Genomic DNA, 14,257 nt, shown 5'->3' with positions numbered 1-14,257 from the left:
TTATTGAAGAAAAGGATACATATTAGAATATTTTTTGGAGGTAGAAGCATGGCTAAAATTACTGTAGGAACCGAAAATCAAGAACCAATTGAGATATATTATGAGGATTATGGCACAGGAAAACCAGTTGTACTAATTCATGGTTGGCCGTTAAGTGGTCGATCTTGGGAATACCAAGTTCCCGCTCTTGTTGAGGCTGGATACAGAGTTATAACATATGATCGTCGAGGATTTGGAAAATCATCTCAGCCGTGGGAAGGGTATGAATATGATACCTTTACTTCTGATTTACATCAACTATTAGAACATTTAGAGCTTCAAAATGTCACACTTGTTGGTTTTTCTATGGGTGGAGGCGAAGTAGCCCGGTATATTAGTACGTATGGAACAGATCGTATTGAAAAGGCTGTTTTTGCTGGAGCAGTACCTCCATATTTATACAAATCAGAGGATCATCCTGAAGGGGCATTAGATGATGCAACAATTGAAGCGTTCAAAAGTGGTGTGATTAATGACCGCCTTGCATTTCTTGATGAATTTACTAAGGGATTTTTCGCGGCTGGTAATCGAACAGATTTAGTTAGTGAGCCATTCCGTTTATATAATTGGGATATTGCAGCCAGTGCATCACCTAAAGGAACACTTGATTGTATTCCCGCCTTTAGTAAGACAGATTTTAGAAAAGACTTGGAGAAGTTTAATATACCTACTCTTATTATTCACGGTGATTCTGATGCAACTGTACCATATGAATATAGTGGGAAATTAACACATGAAGCAATTCCTAATTCTAAAGTAACGTTAATAAAGGGTGGTCCACATGGGCTAAATGCAACGCATGCTAAAGAATTTAATGAAGCACTCCTATCATTTTTAAAGGACTAATTACAACTATATAATTGTTAATTAATAAATTATAAACAAGTTAAAATAAAGCTTTATAAAAGATGCTCTTGGATAAATCCAGGAGCATCTTTTTTAATGGTGATATTGAGATGTTAGGTTGATAAATCTCCATTAATTTTGGATTGAATACTCTTCTTAACAGCTAAAATATATTGATTAGAGTTTTTTAGATTTCTTAGAAGTATTGTTATATTACTATCAAGATAATATTTTGAATAATCCTCAAAATAAAGAAATGTTTTGTCAGAAAACAATAAAATCTTATTAATTTTTATAATTAGTTGAATTTTTATAGAAATAATTCTCTTAATATATTAAAATAACATCGTATTATGTCAGATTTTAATTAGGGGAGAGAAATTTTATGTTGAAAAAAATCATTCCAGTTGCTTTAGCATTAAGTACAGTTACTTTTACTAGTGTATTTGCTATGCCTTCAGCCCAAGCAAGTACAGAATCAAACCGCTACATAGATGTACAAATGCTCGGTATTAACGATTTTCATGGGCAACTAGACACTGTAAAAAAAATTAACAATAAAGATGCAGGGGGAATTGAGTACTTAGGGGCTTATTTACGTGATCGTGAAAAACAAAATCCGAATACATTAAAGGTACATGCTGGAGATGTTGTTGGAGCAAGTACTCCTGTTTCAGCATTATTACAAGACGAACCTACGATTGAATTTCTAAATGATTTGAAATTCGATGTTGGAACGATAGGGAATCATGAATTTGATGAAGGTGTTGAAGAAATGAACCGCCTTATTTATGGTGGATACCATGAGAAAACAGGGAATTTTAAAGGAGCAAAATTCCCATATGTTGCTGCAAATTTCTATAATAAATCCACCGGTCGTTTATTTTTACCACCATTCACTATAAAAAAGGTACAAGGAGTTCCTGTTGGATTTATCGGAGTCGTAACAACGGATGTTCCTAACCTTGTTATGCCTACTATGCTAAAGAATGTAGAAATTACAGATGAAGTTGAAGCTATTAACAAATCCGTAAAGCAATTAAAAAAACTAGGCGTTAAATCTATCGTTGTTCTTGCACATAACGGAGGTATAACAGATGGGAACGGCGTAACAAATGGTGATATCGTCCGATTAGCAAATGAGACTGATCCAGAAGTCGATGTTATTTTTGGTGGCCATAGCCACACTTATGTAAATGGAACTGTTAATAATAAACTTGTCGTACAAGCAAATTCATATGGTATGGCTTTTGCTGATGTTGATGTAAAGATTGATCGTAAAACACAAGATATTGTTGAGAAAAAAGCAGAAATTGTTACAACTTATCATGAAGGCATAGAGCCTGATAAAAAAATAAAGAAGAAGATGGAGAAATATCAAGCAAAAATCGCACCTCTTGTTAATGAAGTTGTAGGTAAGTCTATTGCGTCACTAGATCGCAAACTCAATACGGCTGGTGAATCTACTCTTGGAAATTTAGTTGCTGATGCCCAGCGTACAACAATGCAATCCCAAATTGCACTTATGAATCCTGGTGGTATTCGTAATGACTTAGATGCTGGTGATATTACATGGGGAGAGATATATGGTATTCAACCATTCGGAAATCAATTAATAAAAGTAAATTTAACAGGTCAAGACATTCGTGGTATTTTAAATCAACAATGGCAAAAAGACATAACAAGAATGCTTCAAATTTCAGGAATCCAATACACTTGGGATGCGAACAAGCCCAATGGAGAAAAAGTAACAAGTATTCGCTTAACGAATGGAGAAGAAATTATTCCTTCTAAAACTTACAGCGTCGTTGCTAACGCATTTTTAGCTTCAGGGGGAGATGGATTTGTATCTTTTAAAAACGGTAAAGATGCTGAAACAGGACCAACTGATTTTGAAGCATTAGTAGATTATATAAAAAAATCAAAAGAACCAATTCAGTCTATTATTGATGGAAGAATTCAAAAGATAAATTAGGTTTTTGTTAATCTTAAAAACAAATAGATTACCTGTGCACTATACTTTTTCGTGTGCAGGTAATCTATTTTTTTGCGTTTTCGGGCACAGATGCTACTTCAACCCTAGTGTACAAGTGATTTTGAATGTAAGGAATTTGTAAGGGATAGGTAAGGAAAAAGAGATTTTCATTGTGTAGGATAAAAATATAAGGAGGCGTGAAGGGGGGATAAGTACGGCATATATATAACAATTAGTAACAAGAGTGTTTTGTGAAAATAATGAGTACAATGATTGCAAATGTATTGTTGCCTTTTCATCATTGAGAGAATGGATAGCTGTGTGGCTCGTATATGACACTGCTATCAACTATCTATACAATTTTAATAGAAGAGAGGAATTTTTTATGAAAACACGCAGTAAAATTACATGTGCAAGTCTAGCACTTTTAATAGGTGGAAGTTCCCTGTTATACATAACACCAACATCAGTTGTAAAAGCAGAATCTACGCAAAATGTATCTAGTTCGTTACAAACAAGTACGCAAAGCGATCGTACTTCCGTTAAGAAAGCAATGCGAGATGAACTGCAACTTGGATACCCAGGAATACTCGCTAAAATTTCTAAGGGGGATAAAACTTGGAGTTATAGTGCTGGGGTAGCGGATCTGAAAACTAAGAAACCAATGCAAGCAGATTTTCGCTTTCGCATTGGCAGTGTGACGAAAACGTTCATTGCAACAGTTCTACTTCAATTATCTGGAGAGAACCGTTTGAATCTAGACGACTCCATTGAAAAATGGTTACCTGGTGTTATTCAAGGAAACGGATATGATGGTAACCAGATTACGATCCGGCAAATATTGAATCATACAAGTGGTATTGCTGACTATATAAATTCAAAAGACTTTGATATTACGGATATAAAAAAATCGTATACGGCTGAAGAATTTGTAAAGATGGGGATTTCACTTCCCCCAGACTTTGCCCCAGGAAAGGGTTGGTCTTATTCAAATACAGGATATGTAATACTAGGAATCCTTATTGAAAAAGTAACAGGAAACAGCTATGCGGAAGAGGTTGAAAATCGGATTATTGAACCGCTTGATTTGTCAAATACATTTTTACCTGGTAATTCAAGCGTGATTCCAGGCACCAAGCATGCCCGTGGCTATTTGCAACTAGACGGAGCGAGTGAGCTAAAAGATGTTACTTATATTAACCCAGGTAGCTCGGATGGAGATATGATTTCTACTGCTGATGACTTAAACAAATTCTTCTCTTGCTTACTAGGTGGCAAATTACTGAAGGAACAGCAGTTAAAACAAATGCTTACTACAGTTCCTACAAATAGAGAGGGAACCGGATATGGTCTTGGAATACTTGAAATTAAGCTTCCGAACGGTGTCTCGGTATGGGGACACAGGGGGGCCGTTCCTGGGTTTTCCACTTTTGCTGGTGGAACACTTGGAGGTAAACATACACTCGCTATCAATTCGAACAGTTTAAACCTTAATAACCCAGAAGTTTTTAAAAACATTTTACTTGCTGAATTTAGCAAGTAGGAAAAACGGATAAATTTTGTCATTTGTAATTTCTATCGGAATGGATTACCGCTTGAAAGAGTTTAGAGGGATTAAGTATCTATAATTGTGTAGGAGCAGTATTTGCAAAATTAGAAATTGAACTAAATTTAACCATCAAAGATAATATTAGCGGGAAAAAATTGAGGGACATTAAGGATTTTGTGAAGAGGACTTCAAAAATGAAATAACATTGTAATAACTTTCTATTATTAATTGAAAGTTATTACCCTATAAATTCAGTCATTTATTATATAACTGAGTGCATAAAAAATGAACCAAACTCTATTAAATAACGTAAAAGCTAAAAGGTTTTCGCTTTGGGAACATCTCAAAATATTAAATTGATGGTAACTTTGTTGTAGCTCTTTAAACATACCTATATTAAAACCCAAATATCTCAGCATTAAATTGAGATATTTGGGTTTTTCTAAAGGAATCAATTTTTTAAAAAATTTTTAGAAATTTAAAGATAAAGTATTGTATACATGTAAGTATGATTAAAAATGAAAAGTTGTAAATGCTAAATTTAATTAAATATGCCTTACTCTCTTTAACATTGGCCTGAATGAATAGTTTATAGGAGATTACACTGGCTAAAGATGCGATAATTGTTCCAAGCCCTCCAATATTTACTCCTAGTAATAAAGCTTTCCAATCAGAAGTAAAGTTTGATAGAAGAATTGAAGTAGGAAAATTGCTAATCAATTGACTCAAAAATATGGAACTAAAGAAGACTGAAGTATCTCCTCTTAAATTAGCGCGAGCAAATGTCCCCAGTGCATCGGAATGGGAAATGTTTCCGATAAAAATAAAAAAACAGACAAAGGTTATTAGAAGAAAGTAATCAATCTTAAATAGTAAGTTTCTATCTAACGTAAATGCTGCTATCAGTGTGACTATTAGCGCAATGTAATAATTAATAACACCAAAAATAGATGCAATGATAGTAATAAGTATCAAAATCCAGACGGTAGCTTTTTTTCGATTTTTCACGGTAATAACAGGTAGTTCTATTTTCAAATCTGTTTTTTGAAGTTTTTGAGTAAATATAAATAACAAACTAATTCCAAGTACAGCTAAAAGCAGGATTGAACCTAAAAATGGGATGAGCTTAATTCCATAGTAAGAATATAGGTATAAATTTTGTGGGTTTCCCATAGGCATCAAGCTACTACCGATGTTTGCCGCAATTGTCTGCAGGATGATTGTATCCATCATGTTCATTTGTGTTTTTTTACTAATGACAAGTGTTATTGGTACAAAAGTGAGGAGAGCAACATCATTTGTTACAAACATGGAGCAAATAAAGCATAACAAAATTAGAATAATAGATATTGACCTGCTGTTATTGCATTTATTTAAAATCGCAACGGCAAGTTTGTCTAATATCTTTAGCTGTTCCAAGGCCTTAATGGCCACCATTAGATTAAATAAGCTAATTAACACTTCAAAGTTAATATATTCGATCTTTGGCGAATGTATTAAGCAGCTTACAATTGCTAGTATCAGTGAAATGGTAAGTACTAAATCCTTTTTTAAAAATTCGAATTTCATAAGGAGTCTTTTTTTATTTTGAACGAATACTATTTCTTTCACAATACACCACCTGTAATCTATGTTAGTAAATATACGTTTTTGGGATAACTCGATATTGCTAGAAAAGAGGATGACATAAGGTCCTAAATAAGAGTTTTGTAATGTTTCATCCCTTCAACAAAATCCTTTTTTCTTAGTGTCTTTCATGTTGTAAATATGTGCAATATAGACGAATCCAACTAGGGGGATTAATTGAGAAAACAAATGTTTTTTGTATGATACCATAAATAAATTAAATGTTTTATTTTTTAAATATTCTTATAATATTCCGTTGATTCTTGATTTCAAATACTTTATATGAACTTCTAAAAGAGAAAAAATATGCATGTTTTTATGAAGAAAATAGAGGCTTGTCAAAGGATAGATAGAACAAAATCTGCGACGTTTGGATACTGTATAAAATTCACAAAATCTCACTGTTTTTTTAGATGAAAAATCTTAAAATATTTTTTTGTTTTTATAAAAATCTGTACTTTTTCGTAACATTCTGTACTTTTAATTATAAATTAAAGACAAGCTTCTCTTAGTTAAAGATTGAAAGCGCTTTATAGATTTTTCGTGAAATTTTTACCTAGCCTATTTTTGAGATTAGTAGTAAGAAAGGAGATATTTCCATGTTCTTAAGAAAATTAACAAAAAACCAGTTAATCACTATTGATTATTATGATTTAAATGTAAATCACCGGTAAACGAAACAAACATAATAGTACAACAACATTAGTGGATAAGAATATTAGTTTTGCAGAAGGGGATAGAGCATCGTGTGTATAAATGGTAAGTTTTTAGAAAATTCAGTTTTGAGGTTGCGTGTTGCGATGTTTGTTTAAACAGGCCAATTCTATTAATATAGAAAATTTTTATCCTTGTTGTATTTGAATATGAATGAGGTATTTATGCCAAGGAATATAGGTGATTTTATATAGATTATGATAGATAAATTTTTGGTATGGAGTGATAATATGGAAAGATTTTTTGTAGAGTTAGTCGGATCAACAAATGATTTTTTATGGTCTAAATTGTTAATTATTATGCTTGTTATTTGCGGAATTTATTTTACATTTAAATTGAATTTTGTACAGTTTCGAATGTTAAAAGAAATGGTCCGTGTATTAATGGAGGGGAAAAGTGGTTCTAAAGATCAAATCTCTCCTTTTCAAGCGTTTTGTATTGGTATGGCAGCCCGCGTTGGAACAGGGAATATCACAGGAATTGCGATTGCAATTGCATTAGGTGGTCCTGGAGCTGTATTTTGGATGTGGATTATTTCTATTATTAGCTCGGCCTCCAGTTTTGTCGAAAGCACATTAGCACAGATATATAAAGTAAAAGATAAAACTGGTTTCCGCGGTGGTCCATCCTATTATATGGAAAAAGGGTTGAATAAACGTTGGATGGGAGTATTATTCTCTATTTTAATCACAATTACTTTTGGTCTTGTATTCAATTCAGTACAATCAAATACAGTTACAATTGCTTTTCAAAACTCATTTGGTACAGATCGTCTAACAGTTGGGATAATCATGGCCATTGCTTTCGCTGCGATTATTTTTGGTGGTGTACAACGTATTGCAAAAATGGCTGAATACAAGGTGGTATTTTTAGCAGTATTATACATTGGAGTTGCATTATTTGTTGTAGTTACCAACATATCAAAAATGCCGGAAGTTCTTTCTCTTATTGTTCAAAACGCATTTGGTTTTAAACAAATAGCAGGCGGTTCAATTGGTGCAGCACTTATGAATGGAGTTAAACGCGGTTTATTCTCAAATGAAGCTGGTATGGGAAGTGCACCAAACGTTGCCGCAACAGCAACAACAAGTCATCCGGTGAAACAAGGACTGATTCAAGCATTTGGTGTATTAACGGATACACTGATCATTTGTACTAGCACTGCCTTTATTATTTTGCTGTCTGATGCATATAAACAACCGGGGTTAAATGGTATTGCACTTACACAAGCAGCATTAAGTGAACACATAGGTCCTTGGGCATCGGGTTGTCTTGCTATCTTTGTTTTTTTATTTGGATTTGGTGCGTTAATTGGCAACTATTATTATGGTGAAACAAATATTCGCTTCTTACATACAAGTAAAGTGTGGTTAATGATATACAGAATAAGTGTGTTGGCTATGATTGTATTTGGTTCTGTTGCAAAGATTCAAATTGTATGGGATTTAGCGGACTTATTTATGGGCTTTATGGTTATTATTAATTTAATTGCTATTACCTTACTTTCAAAAGTAGCATTTGCGGCGTTACAAGATTATATAAAACAGAAAAAAGCTGGTAAAGATCCTGTTTTTTATAAAGAAAACATTAAAGGGCTTGAAAATATTGAATGTTGGGATAGTTATGAGAAAACTTCAAAAAAGAAAAGTGTGTAATAAGAAGGATATTCAGACTGCAATATGTCTGAATATTTTTCTTGGTTCTAGTGCAAATATTATTGATTATAGTAAAGAAAAAATCATTCTATATAAAGTTAATAGTACGGGGGAATATGATTAAATGATAAAGGATTCTAGCGTTCAAGTTGAGGGTCAAGAAAAAGTTTGCTTAGATCAATGGGTAGCTCATTATCGAGCGTATGCAGCTAAGGGACGAAGCGCCAGTTATATTCCCGCTCTGGGGGAAATAAATGTATCGCAGTTAGGTATTTGTATAGTAAAGCCAGATGGAACAATGATAAAATCAGGAGATTGGGAGATACCTTTCACATTACAAAGTATATCAAAAGTAATCGGTTTTATAGCCGCTTGTTTAAGTCGCGGTATTTCTTATGTATTAGAACGAGTTGACGTAGAGCCAACTGGAGATGCCTTTAATTCAATTATTCGTTTAGAGATACATAAACCAGGAAAACCTTTTAATCCTATGATCAATGCTGGAGCGATTACGATAGCTTCACTTTTGCCAGGGACATCGGTGCAAGAAAAATTAGAATCTCTATACGTATTAATTGAAAAAATGATAGAGAAGCGTCCCGCTATTAATGAAATAGTATTTCAATCAGAATGGGAAACGGCTCATCGTAATAGAGCATTAGCATACTATTTAAAGGAGAATGGTTTTCTAGAATCAGATGTGGAGGAGACACTAGAGGTTTACTTAAAACAATGTTCGATTGAAATAAATACAGAAGATATTGCCTTAATAGGGCTTATACTAGCACATGATGGATATCATCCTATTCGCAAAGAACAAGTGCTCCCTAAAGAAGTAGCTAGGTTAACAAAAGCTTTAATGCTAACTTGTGGAATGTACAATGCTTCTGGAAAATTTGCTGCTTTCATTGGATTACCAGCTAAGAGTGGGGTATCCGGTGGAATTATGACACTTGTTCCCTCAAAATCTAGGAAGGATTTATCATTCCAAGATGGATGTGGTATTGGTATTTACGGACCAGCCATTGATGAATATGGGAATAGTTTACCAGGAATTATGTTGTTAGAACATATTGCAAAAGAATGGGATTTAAGTATATTTTAAAAAGGAGCACAGATATTTTGGTGTTAGAGCGAGTCCAAAAGTGTTCAGACCTTATATTGTGTCTGAACATTTTTGAGTTATAAAGTATCTTTCTAAAGTAGAAGGGTGTAATGAATACTCACAATCTATAATGCTTTCGTTTATATCTTATTTATCAGTTTTTGAAAAAAATAGAGTAAGTATTGTATTAATGCAAATAGGTTTGTATACTGACTGTTAGGCGAAAGTGAGAAGTGATTATTTTGAATCTTAGTAATTTAGTAAAAAAAGACATCTATATTCTCGTTTTAATGATACTTACAGTACCCTTAGTAGGTGAAATAAAGTCATTTCCTTTAAATGAAACATTTAGAATGAGCTTTGGCGCACCAACATTTTTCTTTTTTTTGTTATTGTTTCGACGAATTCCAGCATTTTTACCGGGTTTTTTAACAGCGATAGTCGTTGTAGTATTTCGTATCTCAATGGATGTCATTATAAAGGGAAATATGGATTGGCTAGCCGCTTTTCATACGCACTATCCTAGTTTTTTCTTTTATTTTACTTATTCGTATCTCTTTCATTTAGCAAAAATCAAACGTTTTTATCATCAACCACTAATGATTGGTTTTATTGGTTGCATGATTGAAATACTGTCAGACTGTGTGGAATTAATGATTCAATATTTCGTATTAAAAACATCGATCACATCCGAGGCAATAAATGAGATTATTGTTATCGCATGTTCCCATAGTTTTATAGTTCTAAGCTTTTTCAATATGATGAAATTGTATGAAGCGCAATCAAGGGAGAGACATATAAAGAAGCAAAATGAACACATGCTCATGCTTATCTCTAATTTATATGAAGATGCTGTTCATTTAAAGAAAACATTACAAGATGCTGAGAATATAACAAAAAAATCCTATGATTTATATAAAACCTTAGACTCTTTTGAGCACAAACAGATGGATTTTCAGTTTGGGGATTTAAGGCAACAGGCATTACAAATTGCTGGTGAGGTCCATGACGTTAAAAAGGATAACCAACGTATTTTTGCGGGACTTTCAAAACTAATTTCTGATGAAAGTTTTACAGATTATATGTCTGTACATGAACTAGTAAATATCATTATACGGGCAAATACGAAATATGCACGGTTGCTAGAGAAAGACATCCAATTTGTGTATAAAATTGATGGTGTGCATTCTCATTATCATATTTACACAATCTTATCTATTATAAATAATATCGTTACAAACGCTGTAGAAGCTATCCAAGGTATGGGAACCATCACAATTGACATTAATAAAGACCACCATTTTGTTGAATTTCAAATAGGCGATAATGGTCCTGGTATTTCTTCAAAATATAAAGATTCAATTTTTGAGCCTGGGTTTACTTCTAAATATGATGATTTAGGCAACCCATCGACAGGTATCGGATTATCGTATGTTAAAGAAATGGTCGAACAACTTGAAGGTGATGTTACGCTTGAGGACAGAACCGAAGGAAAAGGATCAATTTTTATAATTAGATTAGGGATTGATCATATAATTTCGAAAGGGTGATTCTATGTATTTTTATATAGTAGATGATGAAAAAGCGGTTCGCTCAATGTTGGCTCAAATTATCGAGGATGAAGATCTTGGGGAGGTTATAGGAGAAGCTGAGGATGGTTTATCTTTAGAGCAACAAATGCTAATCCTTAAAAATATAGACATTTTATTTATCGATTTGTTAATGCCGATTCAAGATGGAATAAAAACAATCCGTCAAATAAAACCTTCGTTTAAAGGGAAAATCATCATGGTCTCTCAAGTAGAATCAAAAGAATTAATTGCTGAAGCTTATTCGCTTGGTGTTGAATACTATATTATTAAGCCAATTAACCGGATTGAAGTATTAACAGTTGTTCGGAAAGTCATTGAACGAATTCGTTTGGAAAAATCGATAAAAAACATTCAAGAATCGCTTAATATGGTACTAAAATTAGATAGTAATTCAAGTACGCAAGAAAAATACCGTAATGAAAAACATTTAAATACTTTTAATCATTTTCAAAATTCCATTCATTTTCTTTTGTCTGAATTAGGAATAGCCAGTGAAAGTGGAAGTAAAGATTTGATGGATATGCTAGATTATTTATATAAATATGAACAAGATAACACGTTGGAACAAGGCTTTCCCTCACTAAAAGAGATTTTTATGAATTTGGCTCAAAAAAAACTTGGGGATTCAGCCGAAGATGCCGAATTAAAAAGGTTCATAGAAGCTTCCAAACAACGGATTCGGAGAGCAATTTATCAATCATTAAACCATTTAGCATCCCTTGGACTTACTGATTTTTTAAACCCGAAGTTCGAAAATTATGCTTCTAGATTTTTTGATTTTACTACCGTAAGGAGAAAGATGACAGAATTGAATAATGAACCAACATTACCTGCTCGTATTGATACGAAAAAATTTATTCAAGTTCTTTATTTTGAAGCAAAACGAATACACTTGGAGTTAAGATGATAAACTCTTGTTAAGTATTATTTTCAATTGATAGATTGATAATAGTTTTTCTTTTTATTCTCCTTTATTTCATATTAGTTTTAAAATCAGAAAATTCCGTATTGATTTGGTAGAAGTGCATGAACTTAGAACAAAAGAATATGTATTTTTTATTTTTTTAAACATTAATATTCATTAAAAAAACGAGTATTTTCAAAATAAAATATAACTACATAGTAAGTTGAATTTAAAAAAAGATGCTATCTTCTAGCATCTTTTTTTCTTTAAGAGGAAATATCATTGATCCTTATATTATTTGAAATTCAAATGCGGGCATATAAATAAGGGAAAAGGAGATAATATTTAACAAATTATAATTGGAAATGGTATTTTAGGTCAGAAATGTTTTTATACTAATTAGGTTATTTGTACTAAATAAGCATAATGTCTCGCTTTTCTGCTCTTTAATCTTATCGTTATTTTTTATTAAGTACATATCGTTTTTTAGAAATCTCAATCCTAGCAGAGTATATAAATTGGGTGATAAAAATGTGGAACATAATTACCTCTTATCTTCCAGATTGGAAAGTCTTTGTACAAGCTTTTATCTTGTTTTTAATTCCGTATACTATCTCAAGATTTTTTCGTTGGGTTCGTATGTCAGAGAAAGAGTGGGAAGAATGAGTTGGTGGAAGTCAAGAGACAAACAAGTGAAAAAAAATAATATTCAAATTAAAACGAAACAAGAGCATAAACTATCTCAAAATGCAAACGTTCATTTCACAAATGATTTTGCCTCTAACTTAGAACTTATAAAGCAACAAATCGGACATAATTCTGATGTTCGCTTTCGGAAGTTTAATATTGGACGCACAGATATTCAAGCTGGGATCGTTTTTATTGATGGTCTATCAGATAAAGAGATAATTGACAAACATATTATGAAATTACTAATGGATGATTTTTCTGATGAATATAAAAATGAATCTTCTTATGTGGAGGGGACTGTTTCAAAAGAATATATTAAAAATAAAGTTCTTACAATTAGTGAAGTAGCAGAAGTCCATTACATAAAAGATTTAATACCCAAAGTATTGATAGGTTCAACAGCTCTTTTAATTGATGGTTTAGCAGATGTGTTTATTCTTGGTACAACAAAAGCAAATAAACGAAATATTGAAGAACCAGTATCGGAGGCATTAGTCAGAGGGCCACGGGTCGGTTTTACTGAAGTATTGAGTGATAATACCTCACTTTTGCGACGACACTGTGCGGATGAGAACTTATCATTAGTAAAGCTACCAGTAGGAGAACGTGCAAAGAAAGAGTTAGTTGTCGCATTTATTAAAGATCTTGCTAGTACAGAATTGGTGGATGAAATAAAAAACAGAATTCAGAAAATTGACATAGACAGTGTACTCGAATCTGGTTATATAGAGCAACTTATTGAAGATAATTATCTCAGTCCTTTTCCGCAGATTCAAAATACAGAACGACCTGATCGTGTTATTAGTGCTTTAATGGAAGGTCGAGTAGCTATTTTGTTAGATGGAACACCATTTGTTTTAATTGCTCCAGTTACATTTAGTATGCTGCTGCAATCACCAGAAGATTATTATGAAAGGTGGCTTCCTGGTACGCTTCTCCGCTTATTACGCTTCATGACAGCTTTTGTTTCATTATTTGCCCCAGCACTATATATTTCTTTTATTTCATTTCATCCAGGATTAATTCCCACTAAGCTCGCTATTTCTATTATCGGATCGCGAGAAGGAGTTCCTTTTCCCGCTTTAATAGAAGCGTTAATTATGGAAGTAGCTATCGAAGTTTTGCGAGAAGCAGGTTTACGTCTGCCTAAACCGATTGGGCCTGCAATGGGAATTGTGGGTGGTTTAATAATTGGTCAGGCTGCCGTAGAAGCAGGAATTGTTAGTCCAATAATGGTTATCGTTGTTGCGGTAACAGCTATTTCTTCTTTTACTATTCCGCAATATAGTGTGGGAATTACGTTACGCATTCTTCGTTTTATAGCTATGTTTTGTGCTGCGATATTTGGCTTGTATGGAGTTATTCTCTTCTTTCTTTTACTTTGCAGTCATTTAGTGAAACTGAAAAGTTTTGGCGTTCCTTATACCAGTCCTGCTGTTCCATATCGATTTAGTGACTGGAAAGATTTTATGGTTCGCATGCCATTAAAAATAATGAGACGTCGACCAAAAATAATGCATACCAAAAAAAATATCCGCAAAAGGTAGCTGATGACGAAAGGA

9 protein-coding genes are annotated in these 14,257 nt (G+C 33.0%); 8 read left to right on the top strand and 1 reads right to left on the bottom strand.

Annotated features, from left to right (window positions below; all coding sequences use genetic code 11):
* Positions 1–48: 48 nt before the first annotated feature.
* The 3 genes from BHV55_RS15620 to BHV55_RS15610 all read left to right on the top strand — a co-directional run bounded on the left by BHV55_RS15620 (position 49) and on the right by BHV55_RS15610 (position 4,403).
* On the top strand, positions 49–885 hold the full coding sequence (locus BHV55_RS15620; RefSeq protein WP_070756679.1) for a bromoperoxidase: 837 nt from the start codon (positions 49–51) through the stop codon (positions 883–885).
* Between the two features lie 385 nt (positions 886–1,270).
* A complete protein-coding gene (locus BHV55_RS15615; RefSeq protein ID WP_070756676.1) occupies positions 1,271–2,860 on the top strand; it encodes a bifunctional metallophosphatase/5'-nucleotidase in 1,590 nt (529 codons plus the stop codon).
* 385 nt (positions 2,861–3,245) lie between these two features.
* Entirely contained in the window at positions 3,246–4,403 is a 1,158-nt protein-coding gene (locus BHV55_RS15610; RefSeq protein ID WP_070756674.1) for a serine hydrolase domain-containing protein, read from the top strand.
* Positions 4,404–4,868: 465 nt separating this feature from the next.
* Here BHV55_RS15610 and BHV55_RS15600 read toward each other — a convergent pair whose 3' ends face one another.
* Positions 4,869–6,020 carry an anion transporter gene (locus BHV55_RS15600; protein ID WP_000659287.1) on the bottom strand — a complete coding sequence of 384 codons (1,152 nt, stop codon included), beginning with the start codon at positions 6,018–6,020 and terminating at the stop codon, positions 4,869–4,871.
* A 959-nt stretch (positions 6,021–6,979) separates the two neighbouring features.
* Between BHV55_RS15600 and BHV55_RS15595 the strand changes: the two genes are divergently transcribed.
* The 5 genes from BHV55_RS15595 to BHV55_RS15575 all read left to right on the top strand — a co-directional run bounded on the left by BHV55_RS15595 (position 6,980) and on the right by BHV55_RS15575 (position 14,242).
* Positions 6,980–8,404, top strand: a complete 1,425-nt coding sequence (locus BHV55_RS15595; protein ID WP_070756671.1) for an alanine/glycine:cation symporter family protein — start codon at positions 6,980–6,982, stop codon at positions 8,402–8,404.
* Positions 8,405–8,528: 124 nt separating this feature from the next.
* Positions 8,529–9,509, top strand: a complete 981-nt coding sequence (glsA, locus tag BHV55_RS15590; protein WP_000588648.1) for a glutaminase GlsA — start codon at positions 8,529–8,531, stop codon at positions 9,507–9,509.
* A gap of 233 nt (positions 9,510–9,742) precedes the next feature.
* Positions 9,743–11,059 carry a sensor histidine kinase gene (locus BHV55_RS15585; protein ID WP_000584794.1) on the top strand — a complete coding sequence of 439 codons (1,317 nt, stop codon included), beginning with the start codon at positions 9,743–9,745 and terminating at the stop codon, positions 11,057–11,059.
* Positions 11,060–11,063: 4 nt separating this feature from the next.
* Positions 11,064–12,008, top strand: coding sequence for a response regulator (locus tag BHV55_RS15580; RefSeq protein WP_044584615.1), 945 nt, complete (start codon positions 11,064–11,066; stop codon positions 12,006–12,008).
* Between the two features lie 659 nt (positions 12,009–12,667).
* Positions 12,668–14,242 (top strand): spore germination protein, encoded by a 1,575-nt coding sequence (locus BHV55_RS15575; protein ID WP_070756669.1) that lies wholly within the window; start codon positions 12,668–12,670, stop codon positions 14,240–14,242.
* Positions 14,243–14,257: the final 15 nt, after the last annotated feature.

Origin of the sequence: Bacillus sp. RZ2MS9 (assembly GCF_001816185.2) — a bacterium.
Classification (GTDB): Bacteria; Bacillota; Bacilli; order Bacillales; family Bacillaceae_G; genus Bacillus_A; species Bacillus_A cereus.
This window is presented reverse-complemented; position numbering and strand designations above follow the sequence as displayed.

Coding starts and splice junctions, on each gene's coding strand:
- BHV55_RS15575 (WP_070756669.1), top strand. CDS start 12,668: ATGAGTTGGTGGAAGTCAAGAGACAAACAAGTGAAAAAAAATAATATT.
- BHV55_RS15610 (WP_070756674.1), top strand. CDS start 3,246: ATGAAAACACGCAGTAAAATTACATGTGCAAGTCTAGCACTTTTAATA.
- BHV55_RS15620 (WP_070756679.1), top strand. CDS start 49: ATGGCTAAAATTACTGTAGGAACCGAAAATCAAGAACCAATTGAGATA.
- glsA (WP_000588648.1), top strand. CDS start 8,529: ATGATAAAGGATTCTAGCGTTCAAGTTGAGGGTCAAGAAAAAGTTTGC.
- BHV55_RS15595 (WP_070756671.1), top strand. CDS start 6,980: ATGGAAAGATTTTTTGTAGAGTTAGTCGGATCAACAAATGATTTTTTA.
- BHV55_RS15580 (WP_044584615.1), top strand. CDS start 11,064: ATGTATTTTTATATAGTAGATGATGAAAAAGCGGTTCGCTCAATGTTG.
- BHV55_RS15615 (WP_070756676.1), top strand. CDS start 1,271: ATGTTGAAAAAAATCATTCCAGTTGCTTTAGCATTAAGTACAGTTACT.